Origin of the sequence: Streptomyces sp. NPDC048277, from assembly GCF_040652235.1 — a bacterium.
Lineage (GTDB): Bacteria > Actinomycetota > Actinomycetes > Streptomycetales > Streptomycetaceae > Streptomyces.
Map to the genome: position 1 here is coordinate 122,175 of NZ_JBEZLQ010000031.1, position 15,286 is coordinate 137,460.

Sequence of the window (15,286 nt, forward strand, 5' to 3'; positions counted from 1 at the left end):
GCATGACCACCATGGCGCGTGATGCGGCGGCTCGTGCGACGAAGGCTCCGGCGGTACGGAGTTCCTGCATCCGGCGGCACGAACTGGCCGCGTTCCTGCGCAGCCGCCGTGAGCGGATCACCCCGGAGCAGGTGGGCCTGCCGCAGGGCACCCGCCGCCGCACACCGGGCCTGCGCCGCGAGGAGGTCGCACAGCTCTCCGCGGTCGGCGTCACCTGGTACACCTGGCTGGAGCAGGCCCGGGACATCCAGGTCTCCGTCCAGGTCCTGGACGCCCTCGCCCGCACCCTCATGCTCGACGGCAGCGAGCGCGCCCACCTCTTCCAGCTGGCCGAGGCCGTCGACCCGACCCCGGCGGCCAGTTGCACGGGTGTCACCCCGGCCCTGGAGGAGATGCTCCGAGCCCTGGAGCCGATCCCGGCCTGCATCCAGAACAGCCGCTACGACATCCTCGCCTACAACCGCACCTACGCCCGTCTGACGGGCGACCTCGACGCGGTGCCGCCCGAGGACCGCAACCTGCTGATCCTGGTCTACACCCACCCCGACTGGCGCCGCGCGATCGTGCACCTGGAGGAGACCCGCCGGCTGATCGCCGCGAAGTTCCGCGTCGCCATGGCCGGCCACCTCGGCGAGCCGGCCTGGAAGATGCTGGTCAAGCGTATGACGGCGGAGTCCCCCGAGTTCCGCGAGTACTGGGAGCGGTACGAGGTGACGGGCCTGCGCAACACCAGGACCAAGCAGTTCCTCAACCCGTACGTCGGACTCCTCAGCCTGGACCACACGGACCTGTGGCTGAACCCCGAGTCCGGGGCGCGGATGGTCACCTATGTGCCGGTGGACGAGGAGTCCCGGCAACGGGTGGCAGAACTGCACGAGTTGGCGGTCCCCGCCGAGCGGGACTGAGTACCCGTACTCAGGACAGGGCCCGGCCGCCGTCCGAGGATGCAGGGAGGGAGCGAACACGGCTACTTCAGGGGGCGTCCGATGGAATCAGGCACAGTCCGCACGCTCGTACGGCTGACGGTCGCCAACCGTCTCTCGGCGGCCTATCTCGCCCTGGTCGCCCTCGTCGTCGTCAAGGCCGCGATCGACTCCGGCCAGGACCCGGACCCCGGCTACGCCTGGGCCTGGCCGCCGCTGGTCACCTTCCCCGCGTTCCTGCTCGTCGGCGCGCTGTGCAGGACGGCATGGGACCCGGCCCGGACGCCGGACTGGTTCTTCGTGTCCACGATCGTCGTGTCGGCCCTGCTCCAGGCCCTGGCCCTGGGCGCCCTCGGCCGTGCGGTACGGACCCGCCACCAGCGCATGATGCGCTCCTGCTGAGGGCCGCCGGCGACGGATCAGACCCGCTCCCCGGCCCCCACCACCTGCCGGATCTCCGCCGACTCCAGGCGCTCGGCCGCGCGCTCGGCCGTGGTGCGGGCCCAGCGGCCGTTCGTGAGGGCGCCCAGGGTCAGCACCGCCGCACCGCAGACCGCGAGGATCCACCAGCCGGGGCGGGCGGCCGCCACGAAGGTCTGGCGGTACGAGGACGAGCCGATCCCCGAGGCCAGGACCGCGCCGATGACCGCGACGCCCAGGGTCTGGCCCAGCTGCCTGCTGGTCGAGGCGACCGCGGCCGCGACCCCGGCCTGGGACCTCGGCATGCCGGAGACCGCCGTGTTGGTGATCGGGGCGTTCACGAAGCCGAAGCCGATGCCGAACAGGACGTAGCCGAGGAAGAGGGTGGTGTTGGAGGTCTCCGCCTCGAAGGCCGCGAACAGCACCGCGCTGGCCGTCATCGCGACCCCGGCCACCACCAGCGGCAGGCGCGGGCCCCGGGCGGCGACCAGGCGGCCGGCGAGCGGCGCGCACAGGAACATCGGGACCGCCATCGGCAGCATCCACAGACCCGCGTGCAGGGCGTCGAGGCCGCGCACGTTCTGCAGGTAGAGCGTGGACAGGAACAGGAAGCCGCCCAGGGAGGCGAACGCGCTGATCGCGATCACCGTCGCCCCGCTGAACGGTGCCGAGCGGAAGAAGCGCAGGTCGATCAGGGGTTCGTCGCGCCGGGGCTCGTACCAGAGCAGTCCGAGGAGGGCGGCGAGGGCCACCGCGGCGAAGGGCAGCACCGTGCCCGCCCCGGCCGTCGGCGCCTCGATGATCGCGTAGGTCAGGGAGCCGAAGAGAGCGATGACCAGCACCTGCCCGACCGGGTCGGGGCGGCGGGCCTTGGGCGCCCGGGACTCCGGCACGAAGCGCAGCGTCAGCAGCACCGCCGCCACGCCCACCGGGAGGTTGACCCAGAAGATCGCGCGCCAGCCGACCGACTCCACCAGCAGGCCGCCGACCAGCGGTCCCGCGGCCATGGATATGCCGACCACCGCACCCCACACCCCGATCGCCCGGGCCCGCTCGCGCGGGTCGGTGAAGGTGTTGGTGATGATCGACATCGCCACCGGGTTGAGCATCGAGCCGCCCACCGCCTGGACCATGCGGAACGCGATCAGCGACTCCAGGTTCGGCGCGAGCGAGCACAGCAGCGAGCCGATCGAGAAGACCACCAGGCCGGTCATGAAGACCTTCTTGCGGCCGACCCGGTCGCCCGTCGACCCCGCGAGCATCAGCAGCGAGGCCAGGACGAGCGTGTACGCGTCGATGGTCCACTGCAGGCCCGCCGTGGAGGCGTGCAGCTCGCGCTGCATGGACGGCAGGCCGACGTTGAGGGCGGTCGTGTCGAGGCTCACGATCAGCAGGCTCATACAGCAGATCGCGAGCACGAGCATGCGGCGGCGGGGGGTCAGCTCGGGCATGCGTCCCATCGTACGCCCGCTTCGATAGTGTGTCTAACTAATAGTGCCGCTAACTAATGACCGATACATGATCATTGTCCGCCCCCGGCCGGCGTCCCCCGCGCATGCGCGACAATGGGGCAATGCCCACGCCCGAGTCCCCCCTCCAGATCGGCCCGCACACCGTCCTGCCGCCGGTCGTCCTCGCCCCCATGGCGGGGATCACCAACGCGCCCTTCCGGACCCTGTGCAGGGAGTTCTCGGGCGGCAAGGGTCTGTTCGTCAGCGAGATGATCACGACCCGGGCGCTGGTCGAGCGCAACGAGAAGACCATGCAGCTGATCCACTTCGACGCGACCGAGAAGCCGCGCTCGATCCAGCTGTACGGCGTCGACCCGGCCACCGTCGGCAAGGCCGTCCGCATGATCGCGGAGGAGGACCTGGCCGACCACATCGACCTGAACTTCGGCTGCCCGGTCCCCAAGGTGACCAGGAAGGGCGGCGGCTCGGCCCTCCCGTACAAGCGGAACCTGCTCCGCGCGATCCTCCGCGAGGCCGTCTCCGGCGCCGGAGACCTCCCGGTCACCATGAAGATGCGCAAGGGCATCGACGACGACCACATCACCTACCTCGACGCCGGCCGCATCGCCGTCGAGGAGGGCGTCACCGCGATCGCCCTGCACGGCCGCACCGCCGCCCAGCACTACGGCGGCACCGCCGACTGGGAGGCCATCGCCCGCCTCAAGGAGCACGTCCCGGAGATCCCGGTCCTCGGCAACGGCGACATCTGGTCGGCCGAGGACGCGCTCCGGATGGTCCGCGAGACGGGCTGCGACGGAGTCGTGGTCGGCCGCGGCTGCCTGGGCCGGCCGTGGCTCTTCGCGGACCTGGTCGCGGCCTTCGAGGGCCGGGAGCAGGAGATCCTCAAGCCGTCCCTCCGCGAGGTCGCCGACATCATGGTCCGGCATGCCACGCTGCTCGGCGAGTGGATCGGCGACGAGTCCAAGGGTGTCGTCGACTTCCGCAAGCACGTGGCCTGGTACCTGAAGGGCTTCGCGGTCGGCAGCGAGATGCGCAAGCGCCTCGCCATCACGTCCTCGCTCGCCGAACTCCGCGCGGGCCTCGACGAACTGGACCTCGACCAGCCCTGGCCCACGGGCGCCGACGGCCCCCGCGGCCGCACCTCCGGCAACAACCGGGTGGTCCTGCCGGACGGCTGGCTGAAGGACCCGTACGACTGCGCGGGGATCGGCGAGGAAGCAGAACTGGACACGTCCGGCGGCTGAGCGCCCCGTAGGGGCTCGGGGAACTGCGCGACCAGCCCCCACCGGCCCGCACCGGACGAGCCGCGCAGCCGACGCGCTCAGTTCGTCTTCGGGTGCGGAGTCGACCCGTACGCCGTCAGGAACTTGTCGCGGAACGAGCTCATCTTCCACACCGGGGCGTTGTGCGCCGGGCGCAGACCGTCGGTCCAGTTCCAGGAGTCGATCGCGTCAAGGACCTTCGGGTCTTTAGCAACTATCGAGATCGGCACGTCACGGCTGGCGTGGTTGCCGCTGACCCGGGCGATCGGCTGGTGGTCGCCGAGGAAGACGAGCACCGTGTTGTCGTTGCCGTAGCGCTGCAGCCACTGGGTGAGCGCGGTCACCGAGTACTGCACCGACTTGCCGTACTCCTGGCGGGACTTGGTGGTGTCGGCGATGACGTCCGCCGCCTTGTTGCCGGCCTTCTCGATCGCGTTGAAGACCGAGCCGTCGCCCAGCTGGTCCCACGGCACCATCTTCGGGATCGGCGCCCACGGCTGGTGGCTGGAGGTCAGGATCAGGAACGACATCCGGGACTTGCCGTCGGCCGTCTTCTTGCTGTGCACCCGGTCCTGGAACTGCTGCAGCGCGTACTGGTCGGGCATCGTCGACCAGCTGAACTTCGGTCCCTTGTAACCCAGCTGGAAGGCGTTGTAGACCTTGTCGAGGCCGTAGAAGCTCTGCTCCGGCCAGCCCTTCTGGATACCCGGCATCACACCGACCGTGTCGAAGTCACCGGTCTTCTTGAACGCCTTGGTCAGGCTCAGGTGGTCGCTGGCCATGACCGTCTGGTACCGCTGCTGGTTGCTGACCCACAGCCCGGACATGGTCGTGGAGTGCCCCAGCCAGCTGCTGCCGCCGTACGTCGCCGACGTCAGCCAGCCGCTCTTCGCGGCGTAACCGGCCTTCTTCAGCATCGCCGTCTGCGCGTCCAGCGTCTTGTCGACCCCGGGCGCCTCGATCGGGTCCTCGATGGCGCTGCGGCCGTAGCTCTCGATGAACGTGAAGATCATGTCCTTGCCGCGCAGGGCCGGCACCAGCTGGGAGCCCGGGGTGTTCCCGAAGGCGTCGACCTTGGCGACCTTCCGGAACTCCGACTCGTCCTTCAGCGTCACCTCGACGGTCCGCACCTGCGACTTCAGCACGGCGGTCGCCTTCTGCGCGGCGATCGGCGACCCGGCGATCGACAGCCCGAGCGCGTTGCAGGTGATCCACACCGTGCCGACGATCAGCGTGCCCCGGGTGGCCTTCGCCCGGACCCGGGTGAGCTGGTTGGAGACCCGCACGGTGGCCAGCGCGACCAGCCCGATCACCAGGAAGATCAGCAGGACGGCACCGACGGTGATCGCGAGCTCGACGGTCCCGCCGAGGGTGTCCGCGAGATAGCCGCGGGCGTCGGGGAGCAGCGACCAGTCCAGGATGATGTTGAAGGGCCGCCCCAGATAGTCGACGAACCCCATGTTGAACAGGTCGACGACGGCCAGCGCGCCCACGACCGCCCCGGCCAGCGCCGACAGGATCAGCCGCGCCCGGCGCGGCAGACTCAGCAGCACGACCGCGCCCATGATCCCCTCGGCCGGAATCCGCACGAACGTCACGAGCTTCAGCCCGCTGAGCGTGTTCGGCATCAGCAGGCACGTGTAGACGAGGAGGGCGGACAGGACGGTCAGGGCGATGGAGAGGACACGGGCGGCGCCGGGGTGCTCCTTCCGCCAGCGCTGCCATATCCGGGGGCGCCGGGCGGGAGTGACCTCGTCGGGAGCCGCCTCGGGCACGGCTCCGGCGCCGGACCCCTCGTCGGAGACGGCCGCTTCTTCGGGTACGGCGTCGGGGGCGACCGTTTCTTCGGGTGCGGCTTCGGGGGCCGGGGCCTCATCAGCTGCGGCGGCTTCTTCGGGCACGGCCGTCTTCTCGGCCACCGCTGCCTCTTCTGTCTCTTCGGCCCCGGCCTCGGCCTCGGACCTGGCGTCGGCTTTCTCCTCGACGCTCTCTTCGGCGACGACCGCCTCGACCTCAGCCTCGGTCTCCCCGGCCGTACTGGATGACTGGCGTGAACTCGTGTGCTGAGGCAACCCGGAGGTCCTTCCGTGCGAGACCCGTGAAACGGAATGGGCGGACCAACGCTTGGGGAGGCTTGGGCCCGCCGACTTTCCGTACGATCCACACAAGACCCCTGTTCAGGCCTTCCGGCAAACACCGGGCAAATACAGCGCCCCCAACCCTACGCACCCCCGACCGCAGTCAACAGCGCCAGAGGAGCCGCCGCGGACCGGGACTCCCGAACACAGGCGTGCGGATAGGGAACAGGCTCCGGGTGCGTGTCCCGACCGTACCCGGCCAACACCTCCGGCAGCCGGTGCCCCCCGGCCGTCGCCGCGTCCACCAGCCCGTGCGCCACGGCCCGGGCCTCGTCATGCAGCCCGTACCGCGCCAGCCCCAACGCGATCAGCGCGTTGTCGTGCGGCCACACCGACCCCCGGTGGTACGACAACGGGTGGTACGCCGCCTGCCCCGCGGCCAGCGTCCGTACCCCCCACCCCGAGAAGAAGTCCGGCTCCAGCAGCCGCCGCCCGACCACCTCGCCGTACTCCTTGTCCAGCAGCCCGGACCACAGCAGGTGCCCCGCGTCGGAGGCGAGCGCGTCGACCGGCCGGCCCTCCCCGTCCAGGGCCAGCGCGGGGAACGACGACTCCCGCATCCAGAAGTCCTGCTGGAAGCGGTCCCGCAGATCACCGGCGGCCTGTTCGAGGAGCGCGGCGTACGTCTCGTCGTTCCACACGGTCCGCGCCACCCACGCCGTCCGCCGCAGCGCGTCGTACGCGTACCCCTGCGCCCCCGCCGCCATCACGGTCCCGACCGGCCGGCTGCCGTCGGCGGAGCAGATCGCGCCGGGGGAGTCCTTCCAGTTCTGGTTGGCGAGCCCGCCCTTGTCCGCGCGGTAGACGAGATAGCCGCGCGAGGTCAGCCCGCCGTGGTCGAGCATCCACCCCACCGCCGCACGGGCGTTGCGTTCGAGCCGCCGGGCCATCTCCGTGTCCCCGGTCTGCTCCACGTACGCGCCGAGCAGGATCAGGAACAACGGCGTCGCGTCCACGGATCCGTAGTAACGCCCGTACGGCACCTGCCCGAAGTGGGCGAGTTCCCCGTGCCGCACCTCGTGGACGATCTTCCCGGGCTGGGCGACGGAGTTCGCGCCGGCCTCGTTCGCCTGGGTGGCGGCGAGTGCCGGGAGGGTGGCGGCGGCCATCCGGGGGCGGTAGGGGAGGGCGAAGAGCGAGGTGAGAAGGGCGTCGCGGCCGAGCAGGGTGAGGAACCAGGGGGCGCCCGCGGCGGGGACCTTGAGCTCCTCGCCGTCCGGTCCGGTGGCCGGCACCTGGAGCGCGGCGAGGTCGGCGAGGCCGCGGGCGCAGGCCGCCGCCAGCTCCGGCCAGCCGGTCGGGAAGGCGACGCCCTCCACGAACTCGCCTTCTATGGCAAGGAGTTGCTCGTTGAGTGCGGCCGGGTCGCGCGGCACGCGCAGCGCCCGCCGGTCGCCGTGCGGGCGCCCGATCACCCGGAGGATCAACTCGGCCGTACCGTGCGGTTCCAGCTCCAGCGTCCACACCAGCCGCCGCGCGCCGGTCCCGGTCTCCTCCACGCCGTCCGGCGCGGGCTCCGCGGTGATCGTCGTACAGGACCTCCACTCGCCCCGGCGGTAGCCGAACTCCAGCCCGTCGTCGAGGACCTGCCGGGAGCGTACGGCCCCGGACTTCACGTAGGTGCGGTGGTCGGCGCGGAGTTCGAACTGGTCGGTGAAGTCCGCGTCGGCGGTGATCGCGAGGCGGATCGTGGTGGGCACCGGGCGGTTGCTGGTGACCCGCAGGGACTCCACGAACGAGCCGTCGCCGACGGCCTGTTCCCGGAAGAGCGTGTGCGCGGGCGGTTCCTGGCGGCCGCCGCGCGGGACCAGGACACAGCGTGTGCCGTCCCCGTCGGTGACCGGGGTGAGCACCTCGGGCAGCGCCCCGTCCACCGTCAGCTGCCAGCGGCTGAGGTGCCGGGCGTCCCGTACGAATAACCCGTCCGGGGAACCGCCGCCCCGGACGCCGCTGATGTCGCCGCGGTCGTCCACGGCGGCGAACGTCGCGCCGTGCACGAGCAGATGATGCCGGTCCGTCATCCCCGGTCCCCTCCTTTGTCTTCAGTTCGAACGTGCCGGTGCCCCTGGGGACACTTCGTTTTGTCAGCTCTTGTCCAGGTTTTGACGTGCGCTGTGTGGTTCACCGTGCGGCTCGCCGTGCGGTGCGGGCCGCTGGTGGTGCAGATCGAGCGCGAGCGCCGCCGTCCAGCTGAACCCGGTCGCGCCGCACGCCTCGCCCGTGTACGGGTCGACGTACTCGGCGAACCCGCTCGCGTCGGCCGTCCGTACGACCGCCTCGCGCAGCGCGTCCGCCCGCTCCCGCTCACCGTGCTCGCGCAGCCCCCGCTCCAGCAGCCAGCCGGTGTTGAACCAGGCGGGCCCGCGCCAGTAGCGGTGCGGGTCGAAGGCCTCGCCGAGCAGGTCGTAACTGGGGACCAGCCGCGTACCGGTGCCGAAGTGCGGGCCGCTCAGCGTGCGTACGAGCGCGGTCGCGACCTCGCGCGGCAGCTCGGGCAGCAGCAGCGGGACCAGCCCGGAGACGCTGCGCTCGGGGAGCAGACCGCCGCCCCGCAGATCCCGGCACAGGAAGATCTCCTTCTCCGGGTCCCACAGCCGGTCCACCAGCGCCGCCGTCAGCCGCTGTGCCCGCGCGTGCCGGGCCGTGCCGGTCGCCCCCAACTCCCGTGCGATCCGGGCGAGAGCGTGCTCGGAGGCGATGAGCAGCGCGTTGAAGGCGGGGTCCTCGACGGCGAACTCGCTGGTGCGGTCCGCGTATTCGGCGTCCCGGTAGTCCGTGGCCAGCCGCACGTACCGCCCGTAGTCCAGGTCCGTCGGCCGGTCCTCGGCGGCGCCGTGGTCGAGGTCCGCGCGCCGGAAGGAGCGTGCCGGGGCCGGGGCGACCCGGGCGAGCGGGGCGTCCCAGCAGGGGCTGTTGTCCATCCCCTGCTCCCAGGGGTGTACGACGGAGGCCAGACCGCCGCCGCCCAGGTCGCGCCGGTGCAGCAGATAGCGGTGCCAGGCGGCCAGGCGTGGGTAGACGGCAGCCAGGAAGCCGCGCGCCCGCGAGAGCCCCGGGTCGGCGAGGTGCACCAGCCAGGCCGCCAGCGCGTGCACCGGTGGCTGCACGATCCCGGAGGTCTGTACGGTGCGCGGGGCGCCCGCAGCGCGCCCCGCGGTCGAGGAGCGCCAGAAGTCGGGGCTCGGGAAGTACGCGTCGAGGGGTACGGAGGGGTTGAACACGATGTGCGGGATCCGCCCGTCGGCCCACTGGGCGGCCAGCAGCGTCTCCAGCTCCGTCTGCGCGCGCAGCGGCGAGAGGTGCCGCAGCCCGATCGCGATGAACGCCGAGTCCCAGGACCACTGGTGCGGATACAGGCTCCGGGAGGGCACGGTCGAGGTGCCGGTCCAGTTGTCGGTGAGCACCCGGGCGGCCCTGACGTGCAGGGACCCCGGCCCGGTCGTGGACAGGGGCGGCGGATCGTATGCAATCTCGCGATCGAGCGCAGGGGTGGTGAGCTGGGCAGTGCGATCCACTCGGGACTCCCCGAAGACGTTCGGCCGGCCGGGTTTGGCAGTGGCTACCGTAGGGTTACGTCTATTTAACACGCAAAACTCAATATGTAATGCAAGCTTGAGAAACACAAGGGGGTGCGCATGACCGGACGTCCGGGAAGCACCGGCAGGACGGGTACCACCGGCAGGGTCGGCAGGGGCGGCGGTCAGGCGAGCGCCGGTGAACTGCTCGAACTCGTGCGCAGCGGACGGGCCGTGACGCGCGGTGCGCTCCAGCAGGTCACCGGACTCTCCCGCGCGACCGTCGGCCAGCGCCTGGACCGCCTGTTCCGCGCGGGCTGGCTGCGCGAGGGCGCCGGCGGCCCGGTCGACTCCCCGCTCGGCGGACGCCCCTCCATCACCCTCGAGTTCGACGACTCCCACGCGGTGGTCCTCGCCGCCGACCTGGAGACCCGGCACGCCCGGGCCGCCGTACTGTCCCTGACCGGCGAGATCCTCGCGGAGCACTCCGGCACCCTGGTCATCCAGGACGGCCCGGGCGCCGTGCTCGGCGAACTCGGCCGCTGGTTCGCCGAGCTGCTGGAGAAGGCCGGACACCGGGCGGCCGAGGTGTGCGGGGTGGGCCTCGCGGTGCCGGGCCCCGTGGACACCGACACCGGCCGGGTCGTCCAGCCCCCGATCATGCCGGGCTGGGACGGCTACGACATAAGAGGCCGTATGGCCGGGGCGTTCACGGAACACACGGGCGCCCCGCCGGTCCCGGTCCTGGTGGACAACGACGCGAACCTGATGGCGTACGGGGAGCAGCGCACCGGGTACTCCGGCTGCTCGGCGTTCGTCCTCGTCAAGGTCTCGACCGGTATCGGGGCCGGGGTCGTGGTCGACGGCTCGATCTACCGGGGCATCGACGGCGGCGCCGGGGACATCGGCCATATCCGGGTGGGCGCGGAGGCGCAGTGCCGCTGCGGTTCGTACGGCTGCCTCGCCGCCGTCGCGAGCGGGGGTGCCGTGGCCCGAAGGCTGGCGGAGGCCGGGGTTCCGGCGGCGTCCGGCTCAGATGTGCGCGATCTGCTCGCCTCGGGCCACCCGGAGGCGGCGGCGCTGGCGCGGGAGGCCGGCCGCATGGTCGGAGACGTCCTCGCCACCGTCGTGACCCTGCTGAACCCGGGCGTGCTGATGATCGCCGGGGATCTGGCGGGCACCTCGTTCCTCACCGGCGTACGGGAGCTGCTCTACCAGCGGGCGCTGCCCCGCTCCACCGCCCACCTGGACGTCGTCACCTCGCGGCTGGGGGAGCGGGCGGGGCTGATCGGGGCCGGGGCGCTGGTCGTGGAGCATCTGTACGCACCGGAGCGGGTGGAGGAACGGCTGCTGGCGCTCGGTATGTGACCCCTGCGTTGCGGTTCCGTTTTCCGTTCCGTTCCGGTGTCCGCATGGTGAACCCGGGCGGTCTGTGGCAGCGTGATTCTCGCCACCCTTGATAAGGGTTGCGCTCAGATGAGCGGATCATGGGCGACTGCACTTCCTCAAGGGGTGGCACTGGGTGCCACCCCTTGATCGTTCATCGATCGAAATCAGACGTGCAGTCTCTCTGCTCATCTGAGCGAAATAGTGCAGCAGTGAGCGGTCTTGCGTTCAGGAAGTGAAAACACAACCCGGTCTTCGCTTGCCAAGCTTTGACTTTCGATCCACTGGCGGACGACGGGTTACGGGCGCATGACACGCAAGTAGACGTACCCAGGCGCCTTCGATCTGGGTATGTTCCTCGACGTCAGGGCAGCCACCGCGTCCTCGAGGGAGTCGAGACCCGTGTCGGAAAACAAAGAACCCCACGTAGCGAAGTTCGTTTACGACTTCACCGAGGGAAACAAGGACCTCAAGGACCTCCTTGGTGGCAAGGGTGCGAACCTCGCCGAGATGACCAACCTGGGACTCCCCGTTCCCCCCGGCTTCACGATCACGACGGAAGCCTGCAAGGTCTACCTCGACAGTGGCGAGGAGCCGGTGGCACTGCGTGACGAGGTGAGTGCGCACCTCGACGCGCTGGAGCAGCGGATGGGCAAGAAGCTCGGCCAGTCCGACAACCCCCTGCTGGTCTCGGTCCGCTCCGGCGCCAAGTTCTCGATGCCCGGCATGATGGACACCGTCCTGAACATCGGCCTCTCCGACAAATCCGTGCAGGGCCTGGCCAAGCAGGCCGGCGACGACCGCTTCGCGTGGGACTCCTACCGCCGCCTCATCCAGATGTTCGGCAAGACGGTCCTCGGCGTCGGCGGCGAACTCTTCGAGGAGGCCCTGGACGCGGCGAAGGAGGCCAAGAAGGTCACCGTCGACACCGACCTGGAGGCGGCCGACCTCAAGAAGCTCGTCACCAGGTTCAAGAAGATCGTCAAGACCGAGGCCGGCCGGGACTTCCCGCAGGACCCGCGCGAGCAGATGGACCTCGCCATCAAGGCGGTCTTCGAGTCCTGGAACACCGACCGCGCCAAGCTCTACCGCCGCCAGGAGCGCATCCCCGGCGACCTCGGCACGGCCGTCAACGTCTGCTCGATGGTCTTCGGCAACCTGGGCCCCGACTCCGGCACGGGCGTGGCCTTCACCCGTGACCCCGCCTCCGGCCACCAGGGCGTCTACGGCGACTACCTGCAGAACGCCCAGGGCGAGGACGTCGTCGCGGGCATCCGCAACACGGTCCCCCTCGCGGAGCTGGAGCAGATCGACAAGAAGTCGTACGACCAGCTGATGCAGATCATGGAGACGCTGGAGAACCACTACAAGGACCTCTGCGACATCGAGTTCACGATCGAGCGCGGCCAGCTGTGGATGCTCCAGACCCGCGTCGGCAAGCGCACCGCAGGGGCGGCCTTCCGGATCGCGACCCAGCTGGTGGACCAGGGCCTGATCGACGAGACCGAGGCGCTCCAGCGCGTGACCGGCGCCCAGCTCGCCCAGCTGATGTTCCCCCGCTTCGACGAGCAGGCCAAGACGCAGCAGGTCGGCCGGGGCATCGCGGCCTCGCCGGGTGCGGCGGTCGGCAAGGCGGTCTTCGACTCGTACACGGCGGTGAAGTGGTCCCGCTCGGGCGAGAAGGTCATCCTGGTCCGCCGGGAGACCAACCCCGACGACCTCGACGGCATGATCGCGGCGGAGGGCATCCTCACCTCCCGCGGCGGCAAGACGTCCCACGCGGCCGTGGTCGCCCGCGGCATGGGCAAGACCTGTGTGTGCGGTGCGGAGGAGCTGGAGGTCGACACGAAGCGCCGCCGGATGACGGTCCCCGGCGGCCACGTGGTCGAGGAGGGCGACGTCATCTCCATCGACGGCTCGTCGGGCAAGGTCTACCTGGGCGAGGTCCCGGTCGTGCCCTCCCCGGTCGTCGAGTACTTCGAGGGCCGGATGCACGCGGGCGCCCAGGACGCCGACGAACTCGTCGAGGCCGTCCACCGCATCATGGCGTTCGCGGACCGCAAGCGCCGGCTGCGCGTGCGCGCCAACGCCGACAACGCGGAAGACGCCCTGCGCGCCCGCCGCTTCGGCGCCCAGGGCATCGGCCTGTGCCGCACCGAGCACATGTTCCTCGGCGACCGCCGCGAGCTGGTGGAACGCCTGATCCTGGCGGACACGCAGGAGGAGCGCGAGGAGTCCCTGAGCGCCCTGCTCCCCCTCCAGAAGAAGGACTTCGTCGAGCTCTTCTCGGCGATGGACGGCCTCCCGGTGACGGTCCGCCTCCTCGACCCGCCGCTGCACGAGTTCCTCCCGGACATCACGGAACTCTCCGTGCGCGTCGCCCTGGCCGAGTCCCGCCAGGAGTCCCACGAGAACGACCTCCGTCTCCTCCAGGCGGTGCACCGCCTGCACGAGCAGAACCCGATGCTGGGCCTGCGCGGCGTCCGCCTGGGCCTGGTCATCCCCGGCCTCTTCACGATGCAGGTCCGCGCCATCGCCGAGGCCGCGGCGGAACGCAAGAACGCCAAGGGCGACCCGCGCGCCGAGATCATGATCCCGCTCGTCGGCACGGTCCAGGAGCTGGAGATCGTCCGCGAGGAGGCCGACCAGGTCATCGCGGAGGTGGAGGCGGCGACGGGCACGAACCTGAAGCTGTCGATCGGCACGATGATCGAACTCCCGCGGGCGGCCCTGACGGCGGCCCAGATCGCGGAGGCGGCGGAGTTCTTCTCGTTCGGCACGAACGACCTGACCCAGACGGTCTGGGGCTTCAGCCGCGACGACGTGGAGGCCTCCTTCTTCACCGCGTACCTGGAGAAGGGCATCTTCGGCGTGTCGCCCTTCGAGACGATCGACAAGGACGGCGTGGGCTCCCTGGTCGAGCTGGCGGCGAAGGCGGGCCGGGCGACCCGCCCGGACCTGAAGCTGGGCGTCTGCGGCGAGCACGGCGGCGACCCGGAGTCCGTCCACTTCTTCCACGAGGTGGGCCTGGACTACGTCTCCTGCTCCCCGTTCCGCATCCCGGTGGCGCGGCTGGAGGCGGGCCGGGCGGCGACGCAGTCGGCGGGCAGCGACCACCGCTGAGACCGACTCAGGTCTCCTGTGAACCCCGGGTCCGCCGTCCGTCCCCGACCCTCAAGACCGATGGACGGTGGCCCCGGCACGCAAGAGAGGGGCGGCAACCCTGTGCGGGGGTGCCGCCCCTCGGTGTGTTCCGTGGTGTCTGAAAACGCCTTTCAGAGCAGGCCCAGGTCGCCGAGTTCCTTGTACAGGTCGGCGCGCGGGGTGTCGGGGAGTGCCTTCGGGGCGCCGCCGGCCGTCGTTCGGCCGGTGCCGCCGCCCCCGGCGGCGGTCCGCGCGCGGCGGTCCCGGAAGAGCCATGCCCCGACCAGGCCGCCGAGCAGCCCGCCGAGGTGTCCGAGCCAGCTCACTCCCGGTGTGCCGGGCACGGCGACCGTGAGCAGGTAGGCGAAGGAGGCGCCCATGACGACTCCGACCAGCGTGTCGATCAGGTGCCGGTCGAAGAGTCCCCGTACGACGACGTAGCCGAAGTACCCGAAGATCAGGCCGCTGGCGCCGACCGTCGCCACATCGCCGCGCTCGAAGAACCAGACGACCGCACCGCTGCTCAGCGCGATCAGCAGGGTCAGCCCGAGGAACCGCACCACGCCCCGGTAGGCGGCGAGGAAACCGAAGACGAACAGGGGACCGGAGTTGCTCTCGATGTGCGCCCAGCTCCAGTGCAGCAGCGGCGCGACGAGGATGTCGGGCAGCGTGCCGACGTCGCCGGACACCACCGCGTAGTTCCGGGAGAGGCCGTAGTGGTCGGCGAAGTTGGCGAGTTGCACGAGCCAGACGACCGCGAGCAGCGCGAACATCACGAAGAACGCCTTCCGCGCCTCCGCGATCATCTGCTCGGCACCGACCGGTCCCACGTCGGCCCGGTCCTTGTCCGGCGTACCCATGGCAGGCTCCCCCCGGTACGGCTTCCGCGTTCCCACCGTGGCGCACTCTACGGCAGCTTGGTCGGCCGGCATCTGGCCGGAAAATCACAGGAAACGCGGGCGCGCTGATGCCTGTTCCGTGCTCAGGGTGTTGGTGGCGGACGTGGGGACGGGTGTCCGGTCAGGC

The 15,286-nt window shown here is 70.8% G+C and carries 10 protein-coding genes; 5 read left to right on the forward strand and 5 right to left on the reverse strand.

Annotated features, from left to right (window positions below):
• Window positions 1–2 precede the first annotated feature (2 nt).
• Window positions 3–905 (forward strand): helix-turn-helix transcriptional regulator, encoded by a 903-nt coding sequence (locus tag AB0D85_RS44045; protein WP_362334145.1) that lies wholly within the window; start codon window positions 3–5, stop codon window positions 903–905.
• Between the two features lie 81 nt (window positions 906–986).
• Complete coding sequence (locus AB0D85_RS44050) at window positions 987–1,325, forward strand: hypothetical protein (RefSeq protein ID WP_362334149.1); 339 nt, start codon at window positions 987–989, stop codon at window positions 1,323–1,325.
• Between the two features lie 17 nt (window positions 1,326–1,342).
• Here AB0D85_RS44050 and AB0D85_RS44055 read toward each other — a convergent pair whose 3' ends face one another.
• Window positions 1,343–2,794 carry an MFS transporter gene (locus tag AB0D85_RS44055; RefSeq protein ID WP_362334152.1) on the reverse strand — a complete coding sequence of 484 codons (1,452 nt, stop codon included), beginning with the start codon at window positions 2,792–2,794 and terminating at the stop codon, window positions 1,343–1,345.
• A gap of 122 nt (window positions 2,795–2,916) precedes the next feature.
• On the opposite strand from AB0D85_RS44055, the gene dusB reads away from it, so the two are divergent.
• Entirely contained in the window at window positions 2,917–4,059 is a 1,143-nt protein-coding gene (gene dusB, locus AB0D85_RS44060; RefSeq protein WP_362334155.1) for a tRNA dihydrouridine synthase DusB, read from the forward strand.
• Between the two features lie 77 nt (window positions 4,060–4,136).
• On the opposite strand, the gene AB0D85_RS44065 is transcribed toward dusB, so the two are convergent.
• The 3 genes from AB0D85_RS44065 to AB0D85_RS44075 form a co-directional block, all read right to left on the reverse strand.
• Window positions 4,137–6,149, reverse strand: a complete 2,013-nt coding sequence (locus AB0D85_RS44065) for a sulfatase-like hydrolase/transferase (protein ID WP_362334158.1) — start codon at window positions 6,147–6,149, stop codon at window positions 4,137–4,139.
• A gap of 149 nt (window positions 6,150–6,298) precedes the next feature.
• Window positions 6,299–8,236 (reverse strand): glycogen debranching N-terminal domain-containing protein, encoded by a 1,938-nt coding sequence (locus AB0D85_RS44070; protein WP_362334161.1) that lies wholly within the window; start codon window positions 8,234–8,236, stop codon window positions 6,299–6,301.
• 63 nt (window positions 8,237–8,299) lie between these two features.
• Window positions 8,300–9,730, reverse strand: coding sequence for a trehalase family glycosidase (locus tag AB0D85_RS44075; RefSeq protein WP_362334164.1), 1,431 nt, complete (start codon window positions 9,728–9,730; stop codon window positions 8,300–8,302).
• Between the two features lie 120 nt (window positions 9,731–9,850).
• Between AB0D85_RS44075 and AB0D85_RS44080 the strand changes: the two genes are divergently transcribed.
• Window positions 9,851–11,098 (forward strand): ROK family protein, encoded by a 1,248-nt coding sequence (locus AB0D85_RS44080; protein ID WP_362334167.1) that lies wholly within the window; start codon window positions 9,851–9,853, stop codon window positions 11,096–11,098.
• Window positions 11,099–11,518: 420 nt separating this feature from the next.
• Window positions 11,519–14,239, forward strand: coding sequence for a pyruvate, phosphate dikinase (ppdK, locus tag AB0D85_RS44085; RefSeq protein WP_362334170.1), 2,721 nt, complete (start codon window positions 11,519–11,521; stop codon window positions 14,237–14,239).
• Between the two features lie 152 nt (window positions 14,240–14,391).
• Here ppdK and AB0D85_RS44090 read toward each other — a convergent pair whose 3' ends face one another.
• Entirely contained in the window at window positions 14,392–15,120 is a 729-nt protein-coding gene (locus AB0D85_RS44090) for a rhomboid family intramembrane serine protease (RefSeq protein WP_362334173.1), read from the reverse strand.
• Window positions 15,121–15,286 lie beyond the last annotated feature (166 nt).